The organism is Herbiconiux aconitum (genome assembly GCF_024979235.1).
GTDB classification, from domain to species: Bacteria; Actinomycetota; Actinomycetes; order Actinomycetales; family Microbacteriaceae; genus Herbiconiux; species Herbiconiux aconitum.
The window spans coordinates 1826245-1839213 of record NZ_JANLCM010000001.1; the positions used below are offsets into that span (position 1 = coordinate 1826245).

At 67.8% G+C, this 12969-nt stretch carries 16 protein-coding genes; 15 read left to right on the top strand and 1 reads right to left on the bottom strand.

What is annotated here, in order from left to right; all coding sequences use genetic code 11:
- Positions 1-75 precede the first annotated feature (75 nt).
- The 10 genes from infA (at position 76) to glmM (ending at position 6658) form a co-directional block, all read left to right on the top strand.
- On the top strand, positions 76-297 hold the full coding sequence (gene infA / locus N1027_RS08695) for a translation initiation factor IF-1 (protein WP_022883252.1): 222 nt from the start codon (positions 76-78) through the stop codon (positions 295-297).
- Between the two features lie 67 nt (positions 298-364).
- Positions 365-481, top strand: coding sequence for a 50S ribosomal protein L36 (gene rpmJ / locus N1027_RS08700; RefSeq protein ID WP_022898361.1), 117 nt, complete (start codon positions 365-367; stop codon positions 479-481).
- Between the two features lie 126 nt (positions 482-607).
- Positions 608-985: a 30S ribosomal protein S13 gene (gene rpsM, locus N1027_RS08705; protein WP_066041126.1), complete on the top strand. Its 378-nt coding sequence runs from the start codon at positions 608-610 to the stop codon at positions 983-985.
- 34 nt (positions 986-1019) lie between these two features.
- A complete protein-coding gene (rpsK, locus tag N1027_RS08710; RefSeq protein WP_022896808.1) occupies positions 1020-1418 on the top strand; it encodes a 30S ribosomal protein S11 in 399 nt (132 codons plus the stop codon).
- 124 nt (positions 1419-1542) lie between these two features.
- Positions 1543-2532, top strand: a complete 990-nt coding sequence (locus N1027_RS08715) for a DNA-directed RNA polymerase subunit alpha (RefSeq protein WP_092547909.1) — start codon at positions 1543-1545, stop codon at positions 2530-2532.
- 60 nt (positions 2533-2592) lie between these two features.
- A complete protein-coding gene (gene rplQ, locus N1027_RS08720; RefSeq protein ID WP_259506983.1) occupies positions 2593-3168 on the top strand; it encodes a 50S ribosomal protein L17 in 576 nt (191 codons plus the stop codon).
- Positions 3169-3240: 72 nt separating this feature from the next.
- A complete protein-coding gene (locus tag N1027_RS08725) occupies positions 3241-4125 on the top strand; it encodes a tRNA pseudouridine synthase A (RefSeq protein ID WP_372499701.1) in 885 nt (294 codons plus the stop codon).
- Between the two features lie 166 nt (positions 4126-4291).
- Positions 4292-4738, top strand: coding sequence for a 50S ribosomal protein L13 (gene rplM, locus N1027_RS08730; protein WP_259506985.1), 447 nt, complete (start codon positions 4292-4294; stop codon positions 4736-4738).
- A gap of 43 nt (positions 4739-4781) precedes the next feature.
- Positions 4782-5267, top strand: coding sequence for a 30S ribosomal protein S9 (gene rpsI / locus N1027_RS08735; RefSeq protein ID WP_259506986.1), 486 nt, complete (start codon positions 4782-4784; stop codon positions 5265-5267).
- A 26-nt stretch (positions 5268-5293) separates the two neighbouring features.
- Complete coding sequence (gene glmM, locus N1027_RS08740; RefSeq protein ID WP_259506988.1) at positions 5294-6658, top strand: phosphoglucosamine mutase; 1365 nt, start codon at positions 5294-5296, stop codon at positions 6656-6658.
- A gap of 132 nt (positions 6659-6790) precedes the next feature.
- Here the strand turns inward: glmM and coaA are convergent, their stop codons facing one another.
- Positions 6791-7741, bottom strand: a complete 951-nt coding sequence (gene coaA / locus N1027_RS08745; protein ID WP_259506990.1) for a type I pantothenate kinase — start codon at positions 7739-7741, stop codon at positions 6791-6793.
- A gap of 86 nt (positions 7742-7827) precedes the next feature.
- Between coaA and glmS the strand changes: the two genes are divergently transcribed.
- The 5 genes from glmS to tsaE are packed head-to-tail and all read left to right on the top strand — an operon-like array spanning position 7828 to position 12947.
- Positions 7828-9675 (top strand): glutamine--fructose-6-phosphate transaminase (isomerizing), encoded by a 1848-nt coding sequence (glmS, locus tag N1027_RS08750; protein ID WP_259506992.1) that lies wholly within the window; start codon positions 7828-7830, stop codon positions 9673-9675.
- A gap of 5 nt (positions 9676-9680) precedes the next feature.
- On the top strand, positions 9681-10040 hold the full coding sequence (locus tag N1027_RS08755; protein WP_259506993.1) for a holo-ACP synthase: 360 nt from the start codon (positions 9681-9683) through the stop codon (positions 10038-10040).
- Positions 10040-11218, top strand: a complete 1179-nt coding sequence (gene alr / locus N1027_RS08760) for an alanine racemase (protein ID WP_259506994.1) — start codon at positions 10040-10042, stop codon at positions 11216-11218. The genes N1027_RS08755 and alr (N1027_RS08760) overlap by 1 nt, the downstream gene beginning before the upstream one ends.
- Entirely contained in the window at positions 11215-12384 is a 1170-nt protein-coding gene (alr, locus tag N1027_RS08765; RefSeq protein ID WP_259506995.1) for an alanine racemase, read from the top strand. Before alr (N1027_RS08760) ends, alr (N1027_RS08765) begins: the two co-directional genes overlap by 4 nt.
- The gene (gene tsaE / locus N1027_RS08770; RefSeq protein ID WP_308199788.1) at positions 12381-12947 is read left to right on the top strand and encodes a tRNA (adenosine(37)-N6)-threonylcarbamoyltransferase complex ATPase subunit type 1 TsaE; all 567 of its coding nucleotides are present in this window, start codon (positions 12381-12383) and stop codon (positions 12945-12947) included. Before alr (N1027_RS08765) ends, tsaE begins: the two co-directional genes overlap by 4 nt.
- Positions 12948-12969 lie beyond the last annotated feature (22 nt).

Sequence of the window (12969 nt, forward strand, 5' to 3'; positions counted from 1 at the left end):
CAGTCGTCACCCGACGAATCCTGGGCCGAACCTCCGCACGACCAGCACAAAACTATTTCAAGCGACAGTGAGGCTATGGCCAAAAAAGACGGTGTTATCGAGATCGAGGGCGCAGTCGTCGAGGCACTCCCGAACGCCATGTTCCGGGTTGAATTGACGAATGGCCACAAGGTTCTTGCCCACATCTCGGGCAAGATGCGCCAGCACTACATCCGCATCCTCCCCGAGGACCGCGTGATCGTCGAGCTGAGCCCGTACGACCTCACCCGTGGCCGGATCGTCTACCGCTACAAATAGTTCGCTGCTGGAAAGTAACGGCCCCGCCGCTTAGGTGGGGTACGAGGACAGCGAAGAGAGAAATCACATGAAGGTCAACCCCAGCGTCAAGCCCATCTGCGAGCACTGCCGCGTCATTCGCCGCAACGGCCGCGTGATGGTCATCTGCAAGAGCAACCCGCGCCACAAGCAGCGTCAGGGCTAAAGCAGTAACAAACACATGGCAGTGTCAGAAGCCGTCCGGTGAAAGCCGGGCGGTGGACACCTTCGGTCGGAGGCCGGAGCACATTCACTGTCACAGACCTCCACTCATCAACAGGAGATAGCCACAATGGCACGTCTAGCAGGAGTTGACATTCCCCGCGACAAGCGCGTGGAAGTTGCCCTCACGTACATCTACGGGGTCGGCCGCACGCGCGCGCTGAAGACCCTCGCCGACACCGAGATCTCCGGAGACATCCGGGTCAAGGATCTGAGTGACGACCAGCTCGTCGCTCTCCGCGACTACATCGAAGGCAACTACAAGGTAGAGGGTGACCTCCGCCGCGAGGTCGCCGCCGACATCCGCCGCAAGGTCGAGATCGGCTCCTACGAAGGCGTGCGTCACCGCAAGGGCCTCCCCGTGCGCGGACAGCGCACCAAGACCAACGCTCGCACCCGCAAGGGTCCGAAGCGCACCGTCGCCGGCAAGAAGAAGGCCGGCCGCTAAGCGCGCCGACTGACCAGGATTCCAGGAGATACATATGGCAACCCCCAAGTCGGCCGTTCGCAAGCCGCGCAAGAAAGAGAAGAAGAACGTCGCCGTGGGCCAGGCCCACATCAAGTCGACCTTCAACAACACCATCGTGTCGATCACCGACACCACCGGTGCCGTCATCAGCTGGGCCTCCTCGGGTGGCGTCGGCTTCAAGGGCTCGCGCAAGTCGACCCCGTTCGCCGCGCAGCTCGCTGCCGAGTCGGCTGCCCGCCAGGCTCAGGAGCACGGCATGAAGAAGGTCGACGTGTTCGTCAAGGGACCGGGCTCCGGCCGCGAGACCGCGATCCGCTCCCTCCAGGCCGCCGGCCTCGAGGTCGGTTCGATCAACGACGTGACCCCGCAGGCGCACAACGGATGCCGCCCGCCCAAGCGTCGCCGCGTGTAGCGTTTCCGCTTTGACTCGCCGACGGAGTGTGCTCTGCATGCTCCGTCGGTGAGGCCTTTTCCCACAACTCAATACCTCGTCACGTGAGTGTCATATAGCGGACACTCAGCCGAAAGGAATCACAGTGCTCATTGCACAGCGCCCAACTCTCACCGAAGAGAACATCTCGGAGTTCCGCTCGCGGTTCGTCATCGAGCCGCTCGAGCCCGGCTTCGGCTACACCCTCGGAAACTCGCTCCGCCGCACGCTCCTCTCCTCGATCCCCGGTGCTGCTGTCACGAGCATCCGTCTCGACGGCGTGCTGCACGAGTTCAGCACCATCCCGGGTGTGAAGGAAGACGTCACCGAGATCATCCTGAACATCAAGGGTCTCGTCGTCTCCTCTGAGCACGACGAGCCGATCACCGCCTACCTGCGCAAGCACGCGTCGGGCGAGGTCACCGCTGCTGACATCTCGGCTCCGGCCGGGGTGGAGATCCACAACCCCGAGCTCGTCATCGCCACGCTCAACGACAAGGCGAAGTTCGAGCTCGAGCTGATCATCGAGCGCGGCCGCGGCTACGTCTCGGCGACGCAGAACCGCAGCGAGTTCTCCGAGGCCGGTCAGATTCCGATCGACTCGATCTACTCGCCCGTGTTGAAGGTCACCTACCGCGTCGAGGCGACTCGTGCCGGTGAGCGCACCGACTTCGACCGCCTGGTCGTGGATGTCGAGACGAAGCCGGCCATCACGCCGCGCGACGCCATCGCCTCCGCCGGTCGCACGCTGACCGAGCTGTTCGGCCTGGCCCGCGAGCTCAACTCCGCGGCCGAGGGCATCGAGATCGGCCCAGCTCCCGTCGACGCCGTTCTCTCGTCGGAGCTCTCGGTTCCGATCGAAGACCTCGACCTCTCGGTGCGTTCCTACAACTGCCTCAAGCGCGAGGGCATCAACACGGTGTCCGAGCTCGTGGCTCTGTCGGAGACGCAGCTCATGAACATCCGCAACTTCGGACAGAAGTCGGTCGATGAAGTGAAGGACAAGCTCGTCGAGCTCGGCCTTTCGCTGAAGGACACCGTTCCCGGGTTCGACGGCGCTCACTTCTACGGCGGCTACGACGACGAGAACGTCTAAGACGTTCCTGTCGCCTGCATCGTCCTACCCGACCAACTGACTCACATCTGGAGATAAGAAATGCCCAAGCCAACCAAGGGACCCCGTCTCGGTGGCGGACCGGCGCACGAGCGCCTGCTCCTCGCGAACCTGGCTGCCGCCCTGTTCACCCACAAGAGCATCAAGACGACCGAGACCAAGGCCAAGCGGATGCGTCCGCTGACCGAGCGCCTCATCACCTTCGCCAAGCGCGGAGACCTGCACGCCCGTCGTCGCGTGCTCGCCGTGATCGGCGACAAGTCCGTCGTCCACGAGCTCTTCACCGAGATCGCTCCGCTGATGGCAGAGCGTGAGGGTGGCTACACCCGCATCACGAAGCTCGGCTTCCGCAAGGGCGACAACGCTCCCATGGTGCAGATCGAGCTCGTTCTCGAGCCGGTCGTCGCCAAGAAGAAGGCTGCCCCGAAGTCGTCGGCCAAGGCTGAGGCGCCCGCCGCCGCTGCCGCGCCCGCCGAGGACGAGGTCGTCGAGGAGACTCCCGCCGAGGAGACCGCTCCTGAGGCCGAGGAGACCACCGAGGCCGCTGAGGCTGAGGCTCCTGAAGCCGCCGCCGACGAGGCTCCGGCCGACGAGGCCGAGGAGAAGGACGCCAAGTAGGCATCCGACTTCCGTCGCACGAAGGCCCCGCACCCGCAAGGGTGGCGGGGCCTTCGTCGTAGAATGACAGCCGTGGAACTCGAGACCGGACTGTGGCGCATCCGTCTCGACCTCGCTTACGACGGCACCGATTTCTCGGGTTGGGCCCGTCAGCCCGGTCTCCGCACCGTGCAGGGCGTGCTCGAAGAGGTGCTCGCCACGCTCTTGCGCCGTTATCCGCCGAACCCGCACCTGTGGGTGGCCGGGCGAACGGATGCCGGTGTGCACGCATCCGGGCAGGTCGCGCACCTCGATCTCACCGACGCGCAGCTGCGGAGCCTCCGCCGTCGGGGCGACGACGCGCGCACGATGGAGCCGACGGCTCTGGCGCATCTGCTCGGGCAGCGGATCAATGGTGTGCTCGGAGCCGACTCCGACGTCGCCGTGCTCGCGTCGACGCTCGCCCCTGAGGGTTTCGATGCTCGCTTCTCCGCCGTCTGGCGCCGTTACGTCTACCGTGTGGCCGACACGGCGACACCGCGGGATCCGCTGCTCCGACGCACGACTGTGCGGCATCCGACTCTTCTCGACGTCGAGGCGATGGATGCCGCGGCCCGAGCGCTGCTCGGCTTGCACGACTACGCGACGTTCTGCAAGGCGCGCGAGGGTTCGACCACCATCCGCACCCTGCAGTCGTTCGAATGGCGGCGGGGGAGCGACGGGGTGCTCGTGGCGTCGCTGCAGGCCGACGCCTTCTGCCACAGCATGGTGCGCTCTCTCGTCGGTGGCACAGTCGCCGTAGGTGACGGCAGCCTGACCGGCCCTGAGCTGGTGCGTCTCCGTGATGAAGGGATGCGCACCGGTGCTTTCCTGGTCATGCCCGCGAAGGGTCTCGTGCTCACCGAAGTCGGCTATCCGCCGGCCGACGGGCTGCGCTCGCGAGCGGAGCAGACCAGGGCGCGTCGTGAGCTCATTTGACCGGCGGAGTGGTATCGCCTATTCTTGATCTTTGGTGTGCGCGCCTCATCGTTCGCCGCCCGAAGTTGAGCCCTCCATCGGCTGTGTTCCCCGTCGTTCTGATCGGGAATGCCCACCGGAGTGGGATTCACGAACTCCTCATTTCGAACAAGAAAGCAGCACTACTGTGACGCGTACCTACACCCCGAAGGCCAGCGAAGTCTCGCGCGGCTGGGTCATCATCGATGCGACCGACATCGTGCTCGGCCGTTTGGCCAGCCATGCCGCCGCCATCCTGCGTGGCAAGAACAAGGCCACCTTCACCCCGCACATGGACATGGGCGACTTCGTCATCATCGTCAACGCCGAGAAGGTGGCGCTGACCGGTGCGAAGCTTGCGCAGAAGCGCGCCTACCGCCACTCCGGTTACCCGGGCGGTCTCAGCTCGATGACCTACGCGGAGCTGCTGGCGAAGAGCCCCGAGCGCGCCGTCGAGAAGGCGATCCGCGGAATGCTCCCCAAGACCTCGCTCGGTCGCGACCAGTTCCGCAAGCTGAAGGTCTACGCGGGCCCCGAGCACCCGCACGCGGCTCAGCAGCCCACCCCGTACATCCTCGACCAGGTCGCCCAGTAGCGTCCCTCGTTCAGCAGACTCAGACAAAGGACACACAACTACCGTGGCGAAGATCGCAGATCAGATTGACGTGGCTCCCGAGAGCTACTCCACCGAAACCCCGGCCGAAGAGGCGCCCCGTGCGCCCCGCGCCGTTCTCAACGTGTCGGGTGCGGCCGTGGGCCGTCGCAAGCAGGCCATCGCCCGCGTGCGCCTCGTTCCCGGCGCCGGCACCCTCACGGTCAACGGCCGTGAGTTCGAGCACTACTTCCCGAACAAGCTGCACCAGCAGCTGATCACCGACCCCTTCAAGGTGCTCGACCTGATCGGCTCCTACGACGTGGTCGCGAAGATCACCGGCGGTGGCCCTTCCGGCCAGGCCGGCGCCCTTCGTCTCGCCATCGCCCGTGCGCTGAACGAGATCGACCGCGAGAACAACCGTGCGTCGCTGAAGAAGGCCGGCTTCCTCACTCGTGACGCCCGCGTCATCGAGCGCAAGAAGGCCGGTCTCAAGAAGGCTCGTAAGGCGTCGCAGTTCTCGAAGCGCTAAGCGCGCTTCGGCTCTACGCTTAGCCTATGGCTCGCCTGTTTGGCACCGATGGGGTGCGGGGGCTCGCGAACCAGGACGTCACCGCCGACCTCGCTCTTCGGATCGCGCAGGCCGGTGCACGTGTCCTGGGGGCCGAAGCCCGAAGTGAGGGTCGCCGACCCGTCGCTGTGGTCGCGCGCGACCCGCGGCAGTCCGGCGACTTCATCGCGGCCGCCGTCTCAGCCGGTTTCGCCAGCTCCGGCGTCGATGTCCTCGACGCCGGAGTACTGCCGACCCCGGCCGCGGCCTTCCTGATCGCCGACATCGACGCCGACTTCGGAGTGGTGATCTCCGCATCCCACAACCCGGCCCCCGACAACGGCATCAAGTTCTTCGCCCGTGAGGGCAAGAAGCTGCCCGACGAGGTCGAGATCAGCATCGAGGCGGCGCTCGAGCATCCGCAGCTCGCCCCGCTCGGCGGCGACATCGGACGCATCAAGCGGTTCGCGGATGCCGAAGACCGTTACGTCGTGCATCTCCTGACGACATTGCCCCACCGCCTCGATGGCATCCACGTGGTGCTCGATTGCGCCCACGGCGCCGCGGCCGGCGTCTCGCCCGAGGCGTTCAGCCAGGCCGGCGCCCGGATCACCGTGATCGGCAACGATCCGACCGGCATGAACATCAACGACGGCGTGGGCTCGACCCACCTCGACAAGCTCGCAGCCGCCGTCGTGGCGGCCGGAGCCGACGTCGGCATCGCCCACGACGGCGACGCCGACCGCTGCCTCGCGGTCGACGCCGACGGGAACATCGTCGATGGCGACCAGATCATGGCCATCCTCGCGCTCTCCGAGCGCGACCGTGGCGCTCTGCGTGAAGACACCCTGGTGGCGACAGTGATGTCGAACCTTGGCCTCAAGGTGGCGATGGCTCACCACGGCATCCGGATGCTCGAGACGAAGGTGGGCGACCGCTACGTGCTGGAGGCCATCAACGAGCAGATGCTGAGCCTTGGTGGCGAGCAATCGGGTCACATCATCTTCGCCGATTACGCGACGACCGGCGACGGCATCCTCACCGGACTCCAGCTGCTCAGCCGCATGGCGGCCACGAAGAAGAGCCTGGGCGAACTCGCGAGCGTGATGAAGGTCTATCCGCAGACCCTCGTGAACGTGCGCGGTGTGAACCGCGACGGTGTGCACACCGACACGGTGCTCGCCGCCGCGGTGGCCGAGGCGGAAGCCGACCTCGGCGAGACCGGCCGCGTGCTGCTGCGCCCTTCGGGCACCGAGCCCCTCGTGCGCGTCATGGTCGAGGCCGGAGACCAGGCCACGGCCGACCGCATCGCCGAGTCCCTGGCCGACGTCGTCCGCCAGCGCCTCTCCACCGGCGTCGAGCAATCCCTCTAGCCCCAAACCGCTAACGGGAACGAAAGCCGCGGGCCGCGCTCAGACAACCCAGGGCGACGGCGAGGCCGCGTGAGCGACCTCACCGGAGCATGTCGCCCGCGCCGCAGTAGCGGCGGCGCGGCAAGAAAACAGCTACAGCTTGCGGAGCAGCACCTTGTTCACCGTGTGATCCGCATCCTTGCGGAGCACCAGGGTCGCCCTCGAGCGGGTGGGCCGGATGTTCGCCATCAGGTTGGGGAGGTTGATCGACTCCCAGATGGAGCGGGCCGTCTCCCGTGCCTCGACTTCGTTGAGGCTCGAGTAGCGGTGGAAATAGGACTTCGGATTCGCGAACGCGCCGCGCTGCAGGTCGAGGAAGCGGCTCTCGTACCAGTTCGCGATGTCGGTGGTGCGCGCATCCACGTACACCGAGAAGTCGAAGAGATCGCTCACGGCCAGGGTATTGCTGGCGGCAGGAGGCTGCAGCACGTTGAGCCCCTCGACGATCAGGATGTCGGGCTGGCGCACCACCACTTGCGCCTCGGGCACGATGTCGTAGCTGAGGTGCGAGTAGAAGGGTGCGCGCACCTCCGGGTTGCCGCTCTTCACGGCGCTCACGAAGCGCAGCAGGGCACGGCGGTCGTACGACTCCGGAAAACCTTTGCGGTGCATGATGCCCCGGCGCTGCAGCTCGCGGTTGGGCAGCAGGAAGCCGTCGGTGGTGACGAGTTCGACCCGCGGCGTGTCGGCCCAGCGGGCCAGGAGCTCACGGAGCAGGCGCGCGATGGTCGACTTGCCGACCGCGACCGATCCGGCCACGCCGATGACGAACGGCGTCGACTTCGAGCGCTCGCCGAGGAAGTCGGAGCTGGCGCGGTGCAATTGCTGCGCGCTCGTGGCATAGAGGTTCAGAAGCCGCGCGAGCGGCAGGTAGACCTCGGTGACCTCGCGGATGTCGAGCGGGTTGCCGAGGCCACGCAACTGCACGATCTCTGTCTCGAGGAGGGGCAGCGGAGTCGTCGGTGCGAGAGCCGCCCAGTGCGCCCGGTCGAACTCGATGAAGGGGCTGAACTGGCCGAGACCGGTGGAGGGGGAGTCGGGCATAGGACTCCATTCTGCCCGAATCTGCCGGAATCGCCCGCCCGGGGGCACTGACCGAGTGCCCAGAACGCTCGGCTAAACTCGTGGCCATGTGTGGAATCGTGGGCTACGTCGGCAACAACAGCAGTCTCGAGGTGCTCCTCGGCGGACTGCGTCGACTGGAGTACCGCGGTTACGACTCCGCCGGTGTCGCAGTGATCGGCGCCGACGGCAGTCTCACCACGCGCAAGCGGGCCGGCAAACTGTCGGTTCTCGCCGACGACCTCGACGTGCATCCGATGGCCGACGGTCAGAGCGGAATCGGGCACACCCGCTGGGCGACGCACGGCGGTCCGACCGACGGCAACGCGCATCCGCACCTCGACTCGTCGGGCCGGATCGCGGTGATCCACAACGGCATCATCGAGAACTTCGCCACGTTGAAGCAGGAGCTGCTCGATGACGGCCTGGTCTTCGAGAGCGAGACCGACACCGAGGTGGCCGCGAAGATGCTCGGCCGGGAATACGAGGTGGGAGACGGGCTGTCCGCCGCTCTCGCCCGCGTGGTGTCGCGCCTGGACGGTGCGTTCACACTGCTCGCGCTGCACCAGGACGAGCCGGGTGTCGTGGTGGGTGCACGTCGCAACTCGCCGCTGGTGATCGGGTTGGGCGACGGCGAGAACTTCCTCGGCTCCGACGTCGCCGCGTTCGTCGAGCACACCCATCGCGCCGTGGCCATCGGGCAGGACCAGATCGTGGTCATCACGGCCGACACGGTCACGGTCACCGACTTCGACGGCGCTCCCGTCGAAACGCAGGAGTTCGAGGTGTCGTGGGATGCCGCGGCCGCCGAGAAGGGCGGCTGGTCGAGCTTCATGGCGAAGGAGATCAGCGAAGAGCCCGACGCGGTCGCGAACACGATCCTCGGTCGCGTGCACGACGGCGAGGTCGTGCTGCCCGAACTGGAGGGGCTCGACGAGGTGCTGCGCGACATCGATCGCGTGATCGTGGTCGCTTGCGGCACGGCCAGCTACTCCGGGTTGCTCGGCAAATACGCCATCGAGAAGTGGGCGCGCATCCCCGTGGAGGTGGAGCTCTCGCACGAGTTCCGTTACCGCGAGCCGGTGCTCACGCCCCGCACGCTCGTGGTGTCGATCAGCCAGTCGGGCGAGACGATGGACACGTTGATGGCCGTGAAGTACGCCATCGCGAACGGCGCCCGCACCCTGTCGATCTGCAACACGCAGGGCGCGACGATCGCCCGCGAGTCGGATGCCGTCGTCTACACGCACGCCGGACCCGAGGTCGCGGTCGCGTCGACGAAGGCCTTCGTGGCGCAGATCACCGCGCTCTACCTCTTCGGCCTGCACCTCGCCCGCGTGCGCGGCGAGCTCGACCCCGCGGTGGGCGCCAAGCAGATCGCGGAGTTGCAGGCGATCCCCGAGAAGATCGAGCAGGTGCTGAAGAACGCGCCCGAGATCACCCAGCTCGCCAAATGGATGTCGGACAGCCGTGCCGTGCTCTTCCTCGGCCGTCACGTCGGCTACCCCATCGCCCTCGAGGGTGCGCTGAAGCTCAAAGAGCTCGCCTACATCCACGCCGAGGGCTTCGCGGCCGGCGAGCTGAAGCATGGGCCGATCGCGCTGATCGAGCCGGGTCAGCCCGTGTTCGTCGTGGTGCCGAGTCCGCGCGACCCGAACTCGCTGCACGCGAAGGTCGTCTCGAACATCCAGGAGATCCGTGCCCGTGGTGCTCGCATCCTCGCCATCGCCGAGGAGGGCGACGTGGCGGTTCTGCCGTTCGCCGACGAGGTGATCCGCATCCCGCTCGCCGCGCCGCTGTTCGAGCCGCTGCTCACCGTCATTCCGCTCCAGCTGTTCGCGATGGAGCTCGCGACGGCCAAAGGCCTCGACGTCGACCAGCCGCGGAACCTCGCGAAGTCCGTCACGGTCGAGTAGCCGCCGTGATCGTCGGAGTCGGAGTCGACCTCGTCGACGTGGCGCGATTCGAGCGCTCGCTCGAGAAGACGCCGCGGTTGCGCGACCGGTTGTTCGCTCCGAGCGAACGGATGCTCCCGGTGCGGTCGCTTGCCGCCCGGTTCGCCGCGAAAGAGGCACTGATCAAAGCCGTGGGTCACTCCACCGAGTTCCGCTGGCACGACATGGAGATCGTGTCGAACGAGCACCGCAACCCGGAATTCCAGGTGTCGGGCGGAGTCGCGCAGGCTCTCGCCGAGATGGGAGCCACGCGGCTGCACCTCACCATGACCCACGACGGCGGCACGGCTGTGGCGTTCGTGGTGGCGGAAGCGGGAGGGGCCTGATGGGCGGCGCCTCCGCATCTGTCGCCGCATCCGGTTCGGCTGCCGCGCTTCGCCGCGCGGTCGTCGACACGGAGGCCATCGCCGCGAACGTCTCCCGCGTCGGTGCGCTGGTCGCTCCGGCGGCCGTGATGGCCGTGGTGAAGGCCGACGGGTACGGCCACGGAGCCGTGCCGGCCGCTCGTGCCGCCCTCGACGGAGGTGCCACCTGGCTCGGGGTCGCCGACGTCGCCGAAGCGATCGCGCTGCGCGAAGCCGGCATTCGCGCCCCGGTGCTGGCGTGGCTGCACGGGCACGACCCTGTGTTCGAACAAGCAGTCGCCCACGACGTGTCGATCGGCGTCAGCACCAGACTGCAACTCCAGCGCGCTGCGGATGCCGGCACGCCCACCGCTCCGGCGCGGGTGCACCTGAAGGTCGACACCGGGCTCGGGCGCAACGGGGTCGAGCGCGGCGAGTGGGAATCCGTCTTCCAGGCAGCGAGAGACGCGGTCGGCAACCGGCGCATCCGGGTCGACGGTCTGTTCAGCCACCTCTCGAACGCGAGCGACGCCGACGACCTCGCCCAACTCGATTCGTTCGAGGAGGCCACGGCCATCGCGCGGAGTCTCGGTCTCGATCCGACCGTGCGGCACCTCGCCTCGACGGCGGGCGCCCTGCGATTGCCGGCCACGCGGCTCGACCTGGTGCGTCTGGGCATCGGACTCTATGGTCTTTCTCCCTTCGACGGGGTCGACTCCGCCACGCTCGGGCTGCGCCCGGCGATGCGCGTGGAGAGTCGCCTGATCGCCGTCAAGCGCGTGGTCGCCGGCACCGGCGTCTCCTACGGCTACACCTACCGACCCGACGTCGACACGTGGCTGGGGCTGGTTCCGCTCGGGTACGCCGACGGCATCCCCCGCCATGTCTCGAACCGGGGGAGCGTGTGGGTGGGCGGCGCGGCGCATCCGATCGTCGGGCGAGTCGCGATGGATCAGTTCGTGGTCGACCTCGGGGAGCACGCCGCGAAGGTGGGTGACCGGGTGGTTCTGTTCGGCGATCCGGCCGACGGCTTCCCGAGCGCCGACTCCTGGGCGGAGGCGGCGGAGACCATCAACTACGAAGTCGTGACGCGGCTCGGCTCGCGTGTGAAGCGCGAGTACCCGGTGCTCGTCAACCGGTCAGAGGGGGTGCCGGCATGAGCGATGCTTCTCCGCGGCGGGAGGCCGTCATCGACCTCGACGCTTTTCGGCACAACGTGCGCACCCTGTCGGCGCTGACGCAACCCGCCGAGACCATGCTCGCGGTGAAGGCCGACGCCTACGGTCACGGCATGGTGCCGGTGGCGCGCGCGGCGCTGGAATCCGGCGCCTCGTCGCTCGCCGTGCTCGACATCCCGGCCGCCCTGGTGCTGCGCGAAGCCGGCATCACCGCGCCCATCTTCGCCTGGATGCACGACCCCGATGCCCTGTTCGGCGCGGCCGCCGAGGCCGACATCGACCTCGGCGTCTCGGCGGTCTGGCAGCTCGACGCCATCGCAGCCGCGGGCGCCTCCCGCGCCCCGCGCGTGCACCTCAAGATCGACACCGGACTCAGCCGAAACGGCGCGACCGAGGAGGACTGGCCTGGTCTCGTGACCGCAGCCCTCGAGTACGACCGCCGAGGTGTCGTGCGGTTGCACGCCGCCTGGTCGCACCTCGCCGACGCCTCGCCCGAGGAAGACGCCGTCGCGCTGGCCAAGCTGCACCGCGCGGTCGCTGTGGCCGAAGAGCTCGGCGCGCACTTCGAGCTGCTGCACCTGGCGGCGAGTTCGGCGGGCATCCGCATGCCCGAGGGTCGGCTCGGTCTCGTGCGCTTCGGGATCGCCGCCTACGGCATCTCGCCGTTCGATGACCGCTCGGGCCGCGACCTGGGTCTCCGGCCCGTGATGACCCTGCGCGCCTCCGTGGTCTCGACGAAGCGGGTGCCGGCCGGTCACGGCGTCTCCTACGGCCTGGTCTACCGCACCGGCGCCGAGTCGACGCTCGCACTCGTGCCGCTCGGCTACGCCGACGGCATCCCGCGTATCGCGACGGGCCGCGGTCAGGTCTGGATCAACGGGCGACGCTATCCGATCGCCGGACGCATCGCCATGGACCAGTTCGTGGTCGACGTGGGCGACGCCGAGGTGGCGCCGGGCGACGAGGTGATCGTGTTCGGCGAAGGGGATCGTGGCGAACCCACGGCCGAGGACTGGGCCGGCTACGCCGAGACGATCGGCGACGAGATCGTCGCCCGCGTCGGGGCGCGCGTGGAGCGGGTGTATCTCGGAGCCGAAGCCGCCCCGTCGCCGGTGGTGTCCGCGCCCACGGAGGACGCGGCATCGTGACCACGGATGCGCGTGCGAGGCTCGCCGAGATCGGCTCGCGTCTCGAGATCGCGACCCCCGACGAGATGCACGAGTTCGGCCGCCGCATCGCGGGCCTGCTGCAGGCGGGCGACGTCGTGCTGCTCTCTGGCGACCTGGGCGCCGGCAAGACCACCTTCACCCGCGGGCTCGGCGAGGGACTCGACGTGCGCGGCCCGGTGACCAGCCCGACTTTCGTGCTCGCCCGCACGCATCCGTCGCTCTCCGGCGGACCGGCACTCGTTCACGTCGACGCCTACCGTTTGGGCAGCGCGCTCGAACTCGACGACCTCGACATCGACTTCGCGCACTCGGTCGTGGTGGTGGAGTGGGGCGCCGGGTTGATCGAGGTGCTGACCGACTCCTATCTGGCGATCGACATCGACCGACCGCACGGGGGCGGGGCCGAAGCCACGGAGGCGGGCGCGGTGCAGACCGGTGCGGCGGATGCCGAAGCGGGCGGCGACGCCGACGCGGGATTCGCCGAAGCGCCGATCGAACCCCGCATGGTGCGCATCCGCACCTCCGGCCCCCGCTGGGCGTGACCGCCTTCCGCGAGGGAGCGCG